The sequence below is a fragment of the Caballeronia sp. A2-2 genome, assembly GCF_057612605.2.
Map to the genome: position 1 here is coordinate 1,776,567 of NZ_CM172587.1, position 15,958 is coordinate 1,792,524.

Here is a 15,958-nt window from a genome sequence, read left to right on the forward strand (position 1 = left end):
GTGCGCTTGGCCATTGAAACACACGCGTTACGGTGCTATCCGAACGAGGCGTGTGGCGTGATCGTCAACGACGACTACATTGCTTGTAGCAACGTCGCAATCGATCCCGCGCGTGCTTTTGCCATCGCACCGGCGGCCTATGCGCACGCTGAAGAACGGGGCGCAATCCAAGCAATTGTGCACTCGCATCCGGACGCCGACGCGTGGCCGAGCATCGCAGATCTGCTTGCGCACGAAGCGTCGAACGTTCCCGCCTGGGTCATCGTGAGTGTTGGTCGCGTCGACGACGACCAGCCTTCGATAGGCCGTCTGCATTGCTTTGGTCTCGGTGGAAAAGGAGCGCCGTTGCTCGGTGTGCCTTTCGTGCACGGCGCAACCGACTGTTACGCGCTTGTCCAGCGCTACTACCTGGCGGCGCTTAACCTCGACTTGCCGGATTTCGCGCGGACGGGGCGCTGGTGGGAGGATGGTGACTCGTCGTTGTATGTCGACAATTACCAAGCGGCCGGCTTCGTGAGCGTCGGGCGTGATGCCATCTTGCGCGAAGGAGATGTGCTGCTCATGACGATCGCCAGCCGCCGCGGAATACCGAACCATGCTGCCGTTTATCTAGGCGGCGACGAAATCTTGCATCACCTATGGAATCAACTCTCGCGGCGCGAAGGTTTGCCGCGCTACCGTGCGCACGTCACCCACGTGTTGCGCCACAAAGAGACGCTTGAATGGAACATGTAGTTCGAACGATCCGCCTGTATGGCAGTCTGGGTGCGAAGTTTGGTCGAGAGCATCGGTATGTTGTGAGCTCACCCCGCGACGCGCTGCGCGCGCTCGGCGTCATGATTCCAGGATTCTGGCAAGATCTGTGCAGAAGCGGCGAGCGCGGCGTGCGCTATGCGGTGTTTGCTGGCGTGCGCAATTTGGACCATAAGCAACTTGATGTGCCCACGGGGGATGAAGCGATCCGGATCGCGCCGGTGCTCGCGGGCAGTAAGGCAGGGGGCGTCTTTCAAACGATTGCGGGAGTCGCGCTTGCGGCTGCGGGTGCAGCTTCCTTGCTCGCCTTCGGAGCCAATCCGTACAGCATCAACCTGATGCTCATGGGCGGGTCATTGGCGCTGGGCGGTATTGCGCAGCTGCTTTCTCCGCAGACGCCGACGCCACCACGGCTAAACCAACATGGCATGCCGGGCGTCCAAAACGTTGTTGCTCAAGGCGGCCCCGTGCCGCTGCTGTATGGGCGCATGCGCATAGGCTCAACCGTGGTCAGCGAATGCTTTCGGGCCGAGGATCTACCGTTGAGGAAAGTTGAGCAATCAAGCGAGCCGGATGACGATCAGCACGACTCTATTAAAAAGCGTAATAACGATAACCGGTACCCGAACAGCAAGGTCATTTACACCGCTGTTGATCTTGTATCGGAAGGCGAGATCGAGGGCCTTGTTCACGACACTAAGTCGGAACCCGGTGGACTGATACGTCGCTCGATTTACCTCGATGATGTGCCCTTGCAGAACTTCGATGGCACGGAAAACTTTGAGATTGACAACTTCTTCTATCGCTATGGAAAGCGTGATCAGCTCCCATTTGATAGCAAGGCGATCGATGCGGCCACCAATGAGGTTCACGTCGGTGTGGAGTTGCGCAGACGTCTCGCAGGCGAAGAGAAAGGGCAAAAACGGACGGTCGCCTTGCCGTGGGTGCTGGAACTTGACGAACCGGACATCGATGAGCTTGCGCTCACGCTGCGTTTCAGCGATCAGCGCTGGGACGACAAGGGCAAGATTACCAATGCACAGGTTGACATCGAGTTCACTACGTCATGCCCCTCGGACCGACGCGGCGAAGCAGAAACAAAAACGGACGCGATCAACGGTGTCTGTGAAAGCTACCATAAGACCTATGTGTTCGCGGTACCGCCAGGCAAGCCATTCAGGCTGCAAGTCAAACGCACTGACCAAATTGAGCAAGGCGACAACGCCAAGAAGAAGCACGGCAAGGTACACATCGAGAGCTATACGAAGCGCAGGAAGGGACGCTTCAGTTATCCGGCAAGCGCGCTGATGGCGCTGCAGATCACCTCCGAGAAATTCGACCGCATTCCGGTGCGCTCCTACGATCTGAAGGGTCTGATCGTTGACGTGCCGAGTAATTATGATCCGATCGCCCGCGGCTACATCGGGCAATGGGATGGAACGTTCAAACGCGGGTGGACGGACAATCCGGCCTGGATATTTCGGGACCTGCTGCTCAATCGCCGTTATGGTGCGGGCGCTTGGGTGCAGGAAGCGATGGTCGATCGTTATGGGCTGTATGCGATCGCGAAGTATTGCGACGAGCTTGTTCCGAACGGCGACGGCGGCAAGGAGCCGCGATTCACCTGCAATTGTCACATCACATCCCGCTCGCACGCGTTTGCGCTTCTTCAGCAACTCGCCAGTGTGTTTCGCGGCATCGTTTTTTGGAGCGCGGGAAGTGTGCTGAGTTCGGCGGATATGCCCAGTGACCCGGTCTATGTCTACAACCCTGCTAACGTCGTCGACGGGATATTCAAGTACACGGGCAGTTCCTTGAAGTCACGATACACGGCGGCCACGGTGACGTGGTGCAATCCGCACAACGGCTACAAACAAGCGGTTGAGACCGTTGAAGATGCCGAAGGCATCGCACTGTACGGCTATAACGCGGCAGAGATGACGGCGTTTGGCTGCACGAGTCTCAGCCAGGCGCAACGCGCGGGTCAATGGCTATTGCAAACGTCCCGACTGGAGACGGAGACTGTTACTTTCAGTGTTGGACTCGATGGAGCGCTGGCGCTGCCGGGGCAGGTGATCGAGATTGCAGATCCGTTGCGCTCAGCCTCTTGCTCGGGTGGGCGCATCGCGGAAATCGATGGGGCTGGACACGTGATGCTCGACCGAGAAGTGCAAGCCCAGCCCGGTGACCACCTCGTGGTGATACTGCCCGATGCGAAGGCTTGCAGCGTTGAGATCGACGCGGTAAGCGGAACCGCTGTCACGGTACGGCCACCCCTTGAGCAGGCGCCGGTAAGTGGCGCGGCGTGGGCGTTACGCTCGGCAGGATCTTCTGTGCAAAGCTTCCGAGTGGTGAGCGTCTCGGAAGTGGCTGAAGGCACGGCCTTCAGCATTACCGCGACTCGGCACGTGCCGGAGAAATACGCTGCAGTGGATAACGCGGCGACCAGCAACATCATCTACGACAAATACGAGCCGATCGATTCGCCGGCTAATCTGGCCATTCGAGCCGTCATGGGATCCGACGCGAAGATGGCGGCAGAGATTTCCTGGGGATTCGTGCCCGGCGCCAAGCAGTACAACGTAACCTTGGTTGGGCCAAACGCTGACACGCGGCGCGCGACCGCCGAGAGGAGCTTTATGCCCAAGCAAGTCTTCAACGACGTCGCACATGGTAGTTATACAGTGCAGGTATGTGCCCAAGGGTGGGACGGGCGTCTCTCAGTTCCGGTACAGGCCACCGCCCATTTGCCGGGTCTCATGTACGTTGAACAGTTCAACTCGTTTCCGATAAAACAAAGCGTTGCGTTTTATGTTGTTGTTCGGCGAGTCGCCAACGTTCCTCAGTACATTGTGGAACTTCGCCTTGGTCCGACCTCCGATTTCTCGGAAGCTAAAGAGAGCCTCTGGAGCATGCCAAATGACACCGTGCTAACGAGAGAACGTTCGAAGGGCTATGCGTGGGCGCGGGTGCATTACGGAAGGTCGGCAGCTGATCGCAGTTCTTTGAGCGCGAGCGAATGGTACCCCAGCGAGACTGGACCGGGCATCGGTTTCTGAAACAATTCAGGATGACGAAAATGAATGCGACAGCGTTGCAGTCATGGGACAAAGGCGCCGAATATAAGAATCGCCGGACGGGTGGGCTCATCTTAAAGCAGGACACAGACACCCTTAAAGAAGCGTTGAGCAAAGCAGTCAGCAGTGGCGTTGATCTGAGCCACATCAACCTTGAAAGCGGAACCTGGAGCGGAGCGGCACCGTTGGCCGGCGCACAATTGCGCGGTGCGCGTTTAGTTGACGCGAAGCTCAATGAGGCTTTCCTCTCGAAAGCTAATCTGGAGAAAGCCGATCTTCGGGGCGCAGATCTCGAACACGCGGGGCTTAGTGACGCGAACTTGAGCCATGCGACGTTGAGCGGGGCGAGCTTGGTCAACGCGACGTTGACCGATGCAATATTGCGAGGTGCAGATCTAGGCGGAGCAAATTTATATGGCGCAGACTTAAAAGGTGCGGACTTGCGGGACTGCAATTTGAAGGGAGCGCTGCTGGAGGGCGCAAAGCTTGACGGCGCCGTTCGAAGTGACAAGAGTTGGAAAAGCGGTACGGCGATCAAGAACCGCCATACGGGCGATGTGTTGCTGAGCATGAGCGGCGACGACCTCTCAGCCGAACTGCAAAAGGTGCTCGCCGAGCAGAAAAGTCTGCGACATGTCGACCTGAGCGATGCACAGCGCGGCCGCGCGCCGCTTGTGAATGCGGTGCTCATGGGCGCTGTACTCACCGATGCCGATCTCAGCGGTGCGGATCTAAGGTGCGCCAACTTAAGCGGCGCCGATTTGCGTGGTGCGATTTTGGCTCGCTCATGGCTGCAAGGCGCAAACCTGAGCGGCGCATGTCTGCGCAGCGCCGATCTGACAGAAGCCGTACTCCTCGGCGCCGATCTGAGCGGTGCCGATCTCGATGATGCGCGGATGCAGAACGCGAAGCTTCGCGGCGCGGACATCGCGGGCGCGAATCTGCGCGAGGCCAGGGTAGCAGGCGTGGAGTGGTAGGACGCGTTGCTTGATGAAAGCAGAGCAAAAGCGAAAAACGGAACGAGCGATCCGGCACGGCGGCGGATACCGTTCGTCTGTGCTAGTTGTGCGGGTGTAGGCGCTTGCGTAAAGAAAGCGAGGTCCTCAGAATTGAGTTTGACTTCATCGGGGACACGTGTCGTTCGGTGCGCTAACTGAGCGATGCGCGGTGAAGTCTATCGAAGTGGGACCACGACCTTTAGCCGCCCTCGGGCGGCTTTTTTCTACCTATCGAAAACCTATATGACCTGCGCTTGCTCACAAGAAACAGTTTGGGAGAAGCGATGAAAGATGACTTTGCAGCGAGCATGGCGAAGAACACGCCTGTAGTGGGCGGAAACTTCTGGTTGTGGTTGAGCAACCACGACATCAATTGGTGGGTGGCAATTGCCACGCTTGCCTACATCGGTGCGAGCTTCGTGTTCGCCTGGCGAAAAGACCGACGCGACCAACGCGCGCGCGAGCACGAGTCGGCTCACGCCTGATTCGATTGAACTAATCAAGCCCCGTCTGCTCTCGGCAGTCGGGGCTGTTGCTTGTGGAGACCGATGATGGCCAATCTACCGAAAGGCGCGCTTGCGGGTGTCGTTGGCACGGCCGCCGCCGCGATGTTGTACTGCATCGTGCCGCGATTTGAAGGGGTCGTGCGCCGCGGTTATCTTGATCCGGTGGGCATTGCCACAAAGTGTGCTGGCGACACGCACGACGTTGTCGTCGGGAAGCACTACAGCGCGGCTGAGTGCCGGGAGTCTTTGAATCGGCAACTCATGGCGCACGCGGATGACGTGCTCAAATGCACGCCAGTCTTGACGGACCACCCGGACCAACTCGCCGCTGCAGTGAGCTTCGCGTACAACATCGGTGGCGAGGCCTATTGCAACAGCACCACCGCCGAGCGATTCAATCAGCACGACTGGAAGGGCGCATGTCGAGCAATGAACGAATCAGACGATGGGCATGCGCAGTGGGTCACCTCGCGCGGCAGGGTGCTTCCGGGGCTCGTGAAGCGGCGCGCAGAGGAGCGCGCGCTTTGTGAGCGAGGCCTATGAATTACGCTCCGCACCTTTTTGCATGTGCGCTCGGCATCGCAATCGGAGGCACAGCGTTTCACGTGTTCGACAGCAGCGACCTCGCCAAGGAGCAGGCCGCTCACGCGCGCGACAACGAGGCAAACGCACGAAAGCTCGCGTCCTTCTCAGAGGGCGCAGCGAAGGCAGCAAGCGATGCGATCGCAGCTCACAATGCGGCCGCTGCTCATATCGCAGCGCTCGACGCTCAAATTCACCATGAAAGGAAGATTCATGAAGCTGACAATGCAAAGAATCGCGCTGCTATTGCTGATGGCACTCGTCGCTTGCGCATCGCAATCGCAATCGCAAACGCCGACAACGGACATGCCTCGGATCCAAGCGCCGCCGCCGGCGGCATGGGCGATGGAACCCGTCGCTACGCCGAGCTATCACCAGAGGTTGGACGAGCTCTTTTCGAAATAGTCGACGACGCGGACGGCGATGCTCGCGCTAAGGTCGAGTGTCTTCAGCGCTACATCTGCACACTTCAACAGGCGGGTGTTGTTGAGGGGCGATTTGATTTTGATTGCATCGTGCGGTAATAAGGTCAATCGTCCGCAGCCGAGTTGAGCCATCAGCAGGAACCCATTAGGCCGCGACAAAACAATGCCTGTTAGGATCAGCACTGCAGAATGTTTGTTACTGCAAAGGAGCGAAGTGTCGATACCGAAACTATTCGCAACTTTTAAGCGCTTGCCAACTTAGCTGTTTGTCGCTGGGCGTAGCAACTTGTTCGTGCGAGATGACGATCAATATAGAGTCTTTGAACTTTTCCCGAAATGCGTCGAGGATGCGCGCTCCCGATAACTTATCCAGATTGGTCGTGGGTTCGTCCAGGATAAGCACGCCCGCCTTTCGTACGAAGGCTCGCGATAAGGCGATCCGTCTACGCTCACCACCGGACCAATCGCCGCCGCGATCATTGATCTGATCGGAAAGCGACATTCCCCGAGCCGCTAAAATCTCGGTAATCCCTAGGCGTTCTGCCGCGTCCTCGATCGCTGCATCTGTTACGGTTGAGTCTCCTAGCTTGATATTATCCGACACAGATGCACCGAACACATAATCAACCTGCGGGACATAAAGCGCATACTTGCGCAGTTCGGTGAATGCGGTTGGTTGCGAAAAACTGATCCCGTTAACCACAATGTCGCCAGTTGCCCCTGGGATCAGCCCTGCGATGGTACGGGCGAGCGTCGATTTGCCTACGCCGCTCGGCCCCTGGAATACGACCACGTCGCCCTTGACCCATGTCTGCGTGTAGGCTTCGCCGAGCGCTCGTTCCCCCACGCTCGCACGAACCTCGCGGAGCTCAAGTCGATCCACTTTCGCGCTGCCTATACAGCGCTCCGCAATACGATGGTCCGCCTCGCTTAGCACCGACGCGGCGAGTTCCATGCCCGCACTCGCCTTGGTCAGGCGCTCGCTTGCCCTTGAAAGTGCCACTATAGGTTCGATCAACTGAAAGTAGACCAACACAAGGGTGAACAGTGCGCCTATCTGCGCCTCCTGCGTGATAAAACTGCTACCGTCCGTTTGCACAAAAACACCAATTGTAAGAAGCAGACCCGCCCAACGCGTCAATTCCAGACGCATATGTTTTTTTAGATAATGAAGGCCATTTCTCTTGACCATCGTCTCGAAATCAGCCAATTGCGTCCGTAGCTTGCGGTGGAGAAACGACTCCGTCCCGAAGCTTCTCACGATCTCGCCTAGCTCATGTGCGGATGCGATATTGCGCGTTATCTCCTTGTTCGCTTTGTCTAAAGTAGTCGCAAGAATTCTTTCGGTTTTCACATCTAATGCAGTGAGAATGATAAATGCAACTGCAGATGCGCTGATGATGCCTGCAGTTACTACACTTATCTTAGTCGCTACGATCGAAATGGATACAATCAAGCCTGTAAGATATGGCAACAGATCAATTAAAAGATCGGAGATGATCGCGTGCGCAGTCTCACGGCCTTTCGAATACGCATGCATTAAGTCGCTTATGGAGTGTCGCCAAAATGACATGTCTGGTCGCAGCATCGCCGACAACGCGGCGAGCGAAATGTCACCACCGATCCTCTCGCGGGATTGCAGCGCGAAATAGCTGCTGATTGCCGTGCACACACCGCTGGCTAATCCAACAAGGACATACGTACACAGTAACATTGGAAGTTGTGGTTTATCGCTTGCGATTGACACCGCTGCAGCGCCCAACATAAATGGCTGGGCCACCTTCAAGACTGTTGCAACACACGACGTGCATGTGACGAAAAGTGCCTCTCCGAGCGTTTTCTTACTCAGAATCGACGTCAGGGTTTTGATATTGCGAAGTAATGACATGTGCATCATCATCTTGTTGTCGAGACGACAGCAGGCAGGAAGATCTGCCTAAGTAGATGCTCCAGCGCGATGGCGGAGTAGAAGGTCACTAGGGGGATACTGCACATCCCTGTATTTATAAACGCCAAATGCTCGTTCATCAGGCTAGAGATGTCAATGATCTTATATTCGTGTATAAGAGAATTTTTCATAAACATTGGCAGATTAAACCGGCGCAATTCCTCTTCGTACACAGCAGCAAAATTTTCTTTATACCGCGGAAATATAAAATAGTCACTCAATCCTAATCGGCTCAAGGCTATTTTGTTTAATAGTCTTCCCCGTTTCATCGATTCCGGAAGACGTGCGCAGTACTGGACGACCGTTGGGTCACATAATGGATTGTATGGCCAGATACGACGGCTTAGGAACATATCAGCACGTGAAAATGACGATTGAATCGCGCTGCTTGCTTGCAAGGTTAATATTCTGATTCCCGGCTCTATCTCGTCGCGGAACAAGATTTTTGCCGCTTTTGTTGTGTCCGAAAGCACTTCGGCGGTATTTGCCGACGGAAGAAGCGTGAGTTCGTCTCCACCTATTCCAGTCAATACAAGATCTGGAGAAGTCGGCAGTGCATCTAGGCACTCATTCACGCCAAGGCGGTAGATTTCATCGAAGTAGGACCGTCTGATGTCTGACATCGTGAACGACGAAAGCGGACGGCATCGCTGGGACGGAACCATTACGTCCGAAAAATTATAACGCTCGATGAGTTCGTCTCGGCGCAGGCGCTGCTGATTGCCGGCTGGTCCCTCATGAATGAGCCCATATGTTGCAATGTCCCGAGCACCCAGTTGCGCCAACGCACCGGCTACGCAGGACGAGTCCTGACCGCCACTAAGTTCCAGTGCAATACTATTTGACCTTTGCAATCTAGGTTTTATCGCGGCCGCAATTATATCCAGAAAGCAATCGGTCGCGTTCGCACGGGGACTTAAAATGCACGGTGCTTGATGCGTACGGCGGTCGATGGCTTTTACTTTCGCCAGACCTTGCGATAGCACTACAATATGCCCTGGCCCCAGTAAGTTGGTCTCATTAAGAATCGTTTCCGCTTCCACGCCGGGGCCATGTATGACAAAACGCCGGCAAGAGTTCACATTCACACTAGGATTCTTTATCGCTGCGGCGGCCACAATGAAATCCCAGCTGATCACGACGAAATCTTTTGCAAATGAATAGAAGATCGGGACACTGGAACTTGATGTCCTGCATATACTTAATTTCCCAGAGCCACACTGGTTAATAAGGGTTATAACAATTCCGTCAAAAGATGTTTCTTCAGAAAAATCATCGTTTTCGAAATCACTTTTCGCGAAAAAATTTTCTAGATTAACTGTTCCAAAGTGCTCATGTACGCACCAAAGTTCTTTGTTTCCACTCCGCTTATAATCCATCCGTAAGTTCGGTGTCTCGATCGGCTCGAAATATTCGGAGAATATCTCGCCGTTGCCTCCAGGTTTGGTTCTGAACTTTGCGGTTAGCATTGATTTTCGAAAAGAGTGGGGGCAAATCGAAATCTTGAATCGATCTCTCTAAGCCCCCATTTAAGCATAGCGAGTTATCGGAATTAGTCTTCGCGATAACCTTGGTCAGAATACCCTTGCGGCTTCGGTTCCAAAGCGTGCGCGTCGATCTTCGTTTCGACTTCGTTTTCAAAGATGCTTTCCATTATCTTGCTCCAGTTCATCGTGCTTAATGATAATTGGGATATCATTCAGCCTTACGTTAAATGCCGCGCGAACTGGCCAGCAAGAGAAATCGTACGCTTCAAAGTGCATTTATTCACGGAACACATATCTCCCCCCTTCGCCATTCGCGATCGGTCGTCTGAGCTCCATGCAACAGAGCATGGAAACGAGCCTTCTAAAACTTACGCGGCTGTGTGCATTTATTTCTCCCTCGTAGAGTTATCAAAGGTCCTTTGGCTTGGACAGTATTTAGGCGAGTGCCCAGGGAAATTAAAACAAAGAAAAGGCTGTAAGGTATGGCGGAGCCATACCGTCTGGTCTTGAAGCGATCGAGAACCAGAACGCTTGTACTACATGAGTTTTATGACCGGGCTAGCAATGGGCTTGAGGCAGCAAGCATATACGAAAAAATTTTGTAGAGAAGGGAAGCGGCTGACCGAGCGTTGTGAGATTTCGAGCCGAGAAATCACAACGAGCGCTGGCGCTCGACTGACAGGATGGCCGCAGCGCTATAGACCAATTTACGTCTTTCCATCTGGAGGCAAGGGTATGGACAACATATGCAGCATGTTTAGCAATGCCGAATTCCCGTATTGTATAACGTTATATGTGAGTGGGGTTGCCGCACTCTCGTGCGGAGATTGATCTCCACATGCCATTGCGGATCGCTGCAACCTTTACCGCCTCACGGAGGATGTCATTGACGAGTAGAAAAAGATTTGTTCAACGAATGAGCAGTTAGCCAGCGAAATGCTTTGATGTTTGTTCTACATGACGCTCGTGCAAACTTAGCAAATAGCGCATGCTTTTGCAACATGACGACTAAATTCCGACACGCTTTTACGGATAATGTCATAAATCAGACGCGTCTGATTGCTGTAGCGTTAGGTGAAGACGAAAGTGCTTCTCTTTAACAGAGCGCCGATGTAATCAGTTGCAAAATCGAAGATTCGGTCAGGGTAGATGCTTCGCAGATTATCGACCTTCTCCGAAATGTAATCGTCTATGCACGCTGTTGCTCCGCATCACTCCATAATGGCGAACGTCAGCATTGTTCCTATGTCGTCTGCGCCGGCGACAAGGACCCGCTTTTTTAATGGAGCGCGAACTGTAAGCGACAGCGCATTCAAGGCAACTGACAATGGTTCCCTAGGGCGCCCATAGAGGAGCAGCGCATTGGCGGCAGTTTTCTTCGCTGTGGATGATGAATGTCAGTGAACTTCACATAGCCGCGATTCGAATATGAAGTCTCTTCTGATCGCTCACAAAGATGCACTTGCTCGCGAGTGCAATAACGGCAGCGACCGCACTTGAAGTTTGGTTTAAAACAAACCGTGTCGCCAACCTTGAACAATTTTATCGACTCACCAAGCGAAACAATCTCCTCGCAGTGTTCGTGGCCGAGCGAAATTGGGTATCCTTTGCTCACCTCTGTTCTGAAAATCGTACGTGTCTTATCGCCGAGTCATTCGCAACTTGCTAAGATAAGGCTGTACGATGTCGCATACGTCCCTATGCACTGCTGTATTTTGCGTTTCGATTTGGACTAGCTTCTCGGCAGCTCGATGGCAATTGACACGGACTGATGTGCGTTTATAATCGGGACGCGCTGAGAATAGCCAGTACGGCCGCGAGTAACCTTTCACGCTTGTGCCCGTAGTGTTTTCTTACTTCTCGAATAAGTTCTTGTTCATATGGACCAAGCTGCGATTCGAATTCTTCGCCTGTAATTAGATAGCTTAAATTTACTCCTGACCGTCCAAGGTTATAGAAATATAACAAGCTAGGTTCGCGCGCGCCATTTTCGTAGTTGCATTGAGTTTTCTCCGTAACTCCGCCTCTTGAAGCGAATCGCTTCTGAGACTCGCCAAGTTCGGTCCGTACACGGCGCAACCTAATTCTGAATTCTTCCAGTGTCGTCTTCATCAGCTTTCCTTGCTTAAGAGGTACGATGCATCCAGAAGAATGAGGGTGCCAATGCAGATGCGAAAAAGACACGGACGAAGATAGCGAAATAGGACGTCACATTTCGAACGTCTCACGGGACACGTTTCAATCCTGCTCACGTCTTCAACGGATGCGTTACAAGCTTAGCTGGATCTCAAATAGCTTCATGGAACCTTCGTTCTATTTTTTGTTGCGAATGGCGTCGGATGGTCCTTCTTGCTGTCATCAGACTGTCCGCTCCCGCTCTAGCTGCCACCGTGTCTCCTCTCAGAGTGGCCTGCTGGTAACAATGACTGGGTGAGGCCCGTACGTAAGAACATTTTCGATGAGAGTTTGATTCTGTTTACGAGGCATGAATTGATGCTTCCAGAATATGTGAAAATTTTGCGAGCGTTGTTAATGGTTTGTTAATAGTCTCGGTAACAAAAGAAATCTTTGGGCTGAAGGTTGATGCACCTGGTTAATAATTTGTGAGGATGTCGTCAAATTGATGCTCACTATATTTTCGTCAAACCTAGTAACTCTTAGAAAGATTTATTGGCCGGCTTGACGTGTATTAGGTATTGCAAGATCAATGTCTATCTGCGCTGAAAACCAACAACAGGTAATCATGTGGATGCTAAGGTATCGAAGATTGAACCGGCAGCTGATTAGATGTGAGCACTTGACTTTTCTCTCCCCGCGGCTAGTCAAGGACGCCCAGCAGCCTGTTCCGCAGCTCCAAGGCCAAACATGACTTCGTATCAACGCGGGTCCGCTTACCGCGAAGCTTCAGTTGAGTCGCGATGAAGGCTTTTAAACTCAAGGTTGCGCCCCACCGCAAGGCTGCACGCATCTCTCCAATTGATTCCCACGGATAAAGCAGTTTTTGTTTTAGTTTTTGAATAGCGCCGCTGAGATGTGCTCTGACAAGATCATCGGCAAAGAAGCGCTCTCATAAAAAAACCCGTCACGAGGACGGGCAAAAGAAGGTTGCACGCGCATGGATCGCATGCGGCGCTATCGTCGCTCAGCAGGCAACTGACGTCAATACCATTTCCGAACCAGTCGTTTTCGTTCCGCAATACGCCCACGGCATCATCATCCGCGCCAGTGGCTCGCACCCAGAGCGCTCAGCCATACTCCGGGCGCTCTATCGTCATCGTCGAAACGATTGGATTCGTGGTTCGAAACACGCGGCGGGTTCGCCGCTTTGCATCGCTCGACCTAGAGTAGGAGAGTAGACATCACACCGGCCGTGCGGGGCCGCCGCCTGGCGCCGCGTGCAGCTTGTCAGTTCGCCGGCAAGATCGGTAATGGCGAAATCAGGCCCAAGCGAATTCACTAGCCGTGCCAGCAGATACTTTCCTTTCCTGTCGCATCTTGTGCATGCGACCTGTATGTGCGTCGCGCGGGTGGCGACATCGCTCAGAGCTACGGCGCCAATTCGTCGCATCATGTACCGCGTTTGAATGCTGTATGGATGAACAGTATAGCGGGCTAATGAGCTTCGGGTTTGGCGGAAAAATACACACTGGCTTTTCGCTGTTACGATGGCGGGCGTCGTAAAAGCCTTGTCAGCGCTATGGTACCGGGGACCGGACTTGAACCGGCAAGCCGTTAGGCGGCGGATTTTAAGTCCGCTATGTTTACCAATTTCATCACCCCGGCAGAGCGGACGCGATTCTACCACCGCGCTGCCCCACGCCGAAACCGCCTCGCCCGAGTCATCGACAGGCATTTCGCCCTCGCTCATAATCGGCGACGCATCCGCCCCGATTCCAAGCGCGAGGACTCCCGATGAGCAAGACCCGGCTCGAAGCATTCGTCATCACGACCATGGCGTTGGAGCTTAAAGCGCCGCACATCGAGCGAATCCAGCTCAGCGAGGCAACGTGATGCGCATCGGCCTTATCTCCGACACGCACAATCTCGTGCGGCCCGAAGCGCTCGACGCCTTGCGCGGCGTGTCGCATATCCTGCATGCGGGCGATATCTGCCGTCACGATGTGCTCATCACACTCGCGCAACTCGCGCCGCTCACCGCCGTGCGCGGCAACAACGACATCGACGATGGCGTCGCGTCGTTGCCTGAACATGTGCGCATCGAACTCGGCGGCGTGACGTTTTACATCGTGCATGACATCGCGGATATTCCGCGCGCGCTCGATGGAATCGATGTCGTCGTCACCGGGCATTCGCACAAGCCGCTGATCGAAAACCGCGATGGCGTGCTGTTCGTGAACCCCGGCAGCGCGGGACCGCGCCGCTTCAAATTGCCCATCTCGCTGGCCTTGCTCGATATCGAAAACGGCTCGGTGGATGCACGCATCGTTCGGCTCGTCGAATAGAAAAAGCCGGTGCTTAGAGGGCACCGGCTTCCAGGCAATCAAGCCAAAATCATTAAGCGCGCGCCGCGCCTTCCGGCATGCGCCCATCCATCTCCGCCGCTTCACGATGGCCGCGCAACACCGCATGCGCTTCGGACTTCGTGGCCACGGCCGGCGGCGAGCCCTTCAACGGCTTCTTCGCCGTCTCATGCAGCGCCAAAACCGACACGATACCGATGATCGACGCGCCCATCAGGTAATACGCCGGCATCATCAGATTGCCGGTCTTGTCGACCAGCCACGCGGTGACGAGCGGCGTCGTGCCGCCGAACAGCGACACCGACACGTTGAAGCCGATGGCCAGCGCGCCATAGCGAATCTTGGTCGGGAACAGCGCCGGCAGCGACGAAGGCATCACGCCCGTGAACGTGCAGAGCAGCGCGCCGAGAATCATCATGCCCGCGAAAATCGACGTCACGCTGCCCATGCGGATCAGCGAGAGCGCGGGAATCGACAGCAGCAGCAAGCCGACGCAACCCGCGAGCATCACAGGCTTGCGGCCCACGGCGTCCGACAGACGGCCGGCGAGCAGCGTGAGCGGCATCATCAGCACCATCACGATGAGCACGATAAAGAGGCCATGCGTCTCGTTGAACTTGAGCGTCGCGGACAGATAGCTCGGCAGATACGACAGCGCCATGTAATCGGTCACGTTGAAGATCAGCACGAGACCCACGCATTGCAAGAGCGGCTTCCATTGCTGGATGAGCGTCTCGCGGAACTGCTGCTTCGTGGTTTCGTGCGACACGGCTTCGGCCTTCTCGGCTTCACGCTGGAACGCGGGCGTTTCTTCGAGCTTCATCCGAATGTACAAACCGATCAGCCCGAGCGGCCCCGCGATGATGAACGGAATGCGCCAGCCCCACGACAGCAGCGCGTCCTGCGACAGCACGGCCGTCAGCACGGCGACCACGCCCGCGCCCAGCACATAGCCCACGAGCGTGCCGAATTCGAGGAAGCTCGCCATGAACCCGCGCTTCTTGTCCGGCGAGAATTCGGCGATGAACGTCGCCGCGCCGCCGTACTCGCCGCCGGTCGAAAACCCTTGCAGCAGACGCGCGGCCAGCAGCAGCACCGGCGCCATCACGCCAATCGTCCCATAGCTCGGAATCAGCCCGATACAGAAGGTGCCGATGGCCATCATGATCATGGTCATGGCGAGCACGCGTTTGCGGCCGATGCGGTCGCCCAGCGGCCCGAACACCATGCCGCCGATCGGGCGCACGAGAAACGCCGCCGCGAACGTGCCGAAGGTCGCCAGCAATTGCGCGGCGGGGCTGCTCGACGGGAAGAAGACCTTCCCGAGCGTCACGGCGATATAGCTGTACACGCCGAAGTCGAACCATTCCATCGCGTTGCCGATGGCCATTGCGCCGACTGCGCGCTTGAGCAGGGATTGATCGACGATGGTGATGTCATCGATGGTGAGGCCGGACGCCTTGCCAGCATCGGTAGTTTGGGCAGGCTCGTTACGTTTGCGCCAAAGGCCATCATCAAGAGCGTTCATGTTCGAAAAGACTCCGTATTGATCCCGGGCGCTCACTTGCGGGAAAGCGGTCGGGCGCGCGGCCGTAGGAGGCCTTGCGTATTGCCGGGACAGTGCAGTTTCGCGACGGCGCCGCACGCCAGTTGCCAGGTCGCAGAGCCAAAGGCTCCGCGCAGCATCGTTCTTAAACCGAC

Annotated in this window: 11 protein-coding genes and 1 tRNA gene; 7 read left to right on the forward strand and 5 right to left on the reverse strand. The window is 55.2% G+C overall.

The features are described from left to right. The 6 genes from ACZCWR_RS08470 (at position 1) to ACZCWR_RS08495 (ending at position 6,440) form a co-directional block, all read left to right on the forward strand. On the forward strand, positions 1-735 hold the full coding sequence (locus tag ACZCWR_RS08470) for a C40 family peptidase (RefSeq protein WP_487303285.1): 735 nt from the start codon (positions 1-3) through the stop codon (positions 733-735). Beyond that, entirely contained in the window at positions 723-3,812 is a 3,090-nt protein-coding gene (locus ACZCWR_RS08475) for a phage tail protein (protein WP_487300331.1), read from the forward strand. The genes ACZCWR_RS08470 and ACZCWR_RS08475 overlap by 13 nt, the downstream gene beginning before the upstream one ends. Positions 3,813-3,832: 20 nt before the next feature. After that, complete coding sequence (locus ACZCWR_RS08480) at positions 3,833-4,807, forward strand: pentapeptide repeat-containing protein (RefSeq protein WP_487300332.1); 975 nt, start codon at positions 3,833-3,835, stop codon at positions 4,805-4,807. Between the two features lie 305 nt (positions 4,808-5,112). Further along, on the forward strand, positions 5,113-5,313 hold the full coding sequence (locus ACZCWR_RS08485; RefSeq protein WP_487300333.1) for a hypothetical protein: 201 nt from the start codon (positions 5,113-5,115) through the stop codon (positions 5,311-5,313). A gap of 66 nt (positions 5,314-5,379) precedes the next feature. Beyond that, complete coding sequence (locus tag ACZCWR_RS08490; RefSeq protein ID WP_487303286.1) at positions 5,380-5,877, forward strand: lysozyme; 498 nt, start codon at positions 5,380-5,382, stop codon at positions 5,875-5,877. Beyond that, positions 5,874-6,440: a lysis system i-spanin subunit Rz gene (locus ACZCWR_RS08495; protein WP_487300334.1), complete on the forward strand. Its 567-nt coding sequence runs from the start codon at positions 5,874-5,876 to the stop codon at positions 6,438-6,440. Before ACZCWR_RS08490 ends, ACZCWR_RS08495 begins: the two co-directional genes overlap by 4 nt. A gap of 130 nt (positions 6,441-6,570) precedes the next feature. Here ACZCWR_RS08495 and ACZCWR_RS08500 read toward each other — a convergent pair whose 3' ends face one another. From ACZCWR_RS08500 to ACZCWR_RS08515, 4 genes are all read right to left on the reverse strand, one after another. Further along, positions 6,571-8,241, reverse strand: a complete 1,671-nt coding sequence (locus ACZCWR_RS08500; protein WP_487300335.1) for an ATP-binding cassette domain-containing protein — start codon at positions 8,239-8,241, stop codon at positions 6,571-6,573. Next, complete coding sequence (locus ACZCWR_RS08505) at positions 8,238-9,758, reverse strand: asparagine synthetase B family protein (RefSeq protein WP_487300336.1); 1,521 nt, start codon at positions 9,756-9,758, stop codon at positions 8,238-8,240. The genes ACZCWR_RS08500 and ACZCWR_RS08505 overlap by 4 nt, the downstream gene beginning before the upstream one ends. Before the next feature lie 1,330 nt (positions 9,759-11,088). Next, positions 11,089-11,391 (reverse strand): alcohol dehydrogenase catalytic domain-containing protein, encoded by a 303-nt coding sequence (locus tag ACZCWR_RS08510; RefSeq protein ID WP_487300337.1) that lies wholly within the window; start codon positions 11,389-11,391, stop codon positions 11,089-11,091. Between the two features lie 2,083 nt (positions 11,392-13,474). Further along, a tRNA-Leu gene (locus ACZCWR_RS08515) sits at positions 13,475-13,559 on the reverse strand. Between the two features lie 227 nt (positions 13,560-13,786). On the opposite strand from ACZCWR_RS08515, the gene ACZCWR_RS08520 reads away from it, so the two are divergent. Continuing rightward, positions 13,787-14,239, forward strand: coding sequence for a metallophosphoesterase family protein (locus tag ACZCWR_RS08520; RefSeq protein WP_487300338.1), 453 nt, complete (start codon positions 13,787-13,789; stop codon positions 14,237-14,239). Between the two features lie 52 nt (positions 14,240-14,291). On the opposite strand, the gene proP is transcribed toward ACZCWR_RS08520, so the two are convergent. Then, positions 14,292-15,785: a glycine betaine/L-proline transporter ProP gene (gene proP, locus ACZCWR_RS08525; RefSeq protein ID WP_487300339.1), complete on the reverse strand. Its 1,494-nt coding sequence runs from the start codon at positions 15,783-15,785 to the stop codon at positions 14,292-14,294. Between the last annotated feature and the right edge of the window lie 173 nt (positions 15,786-15,958).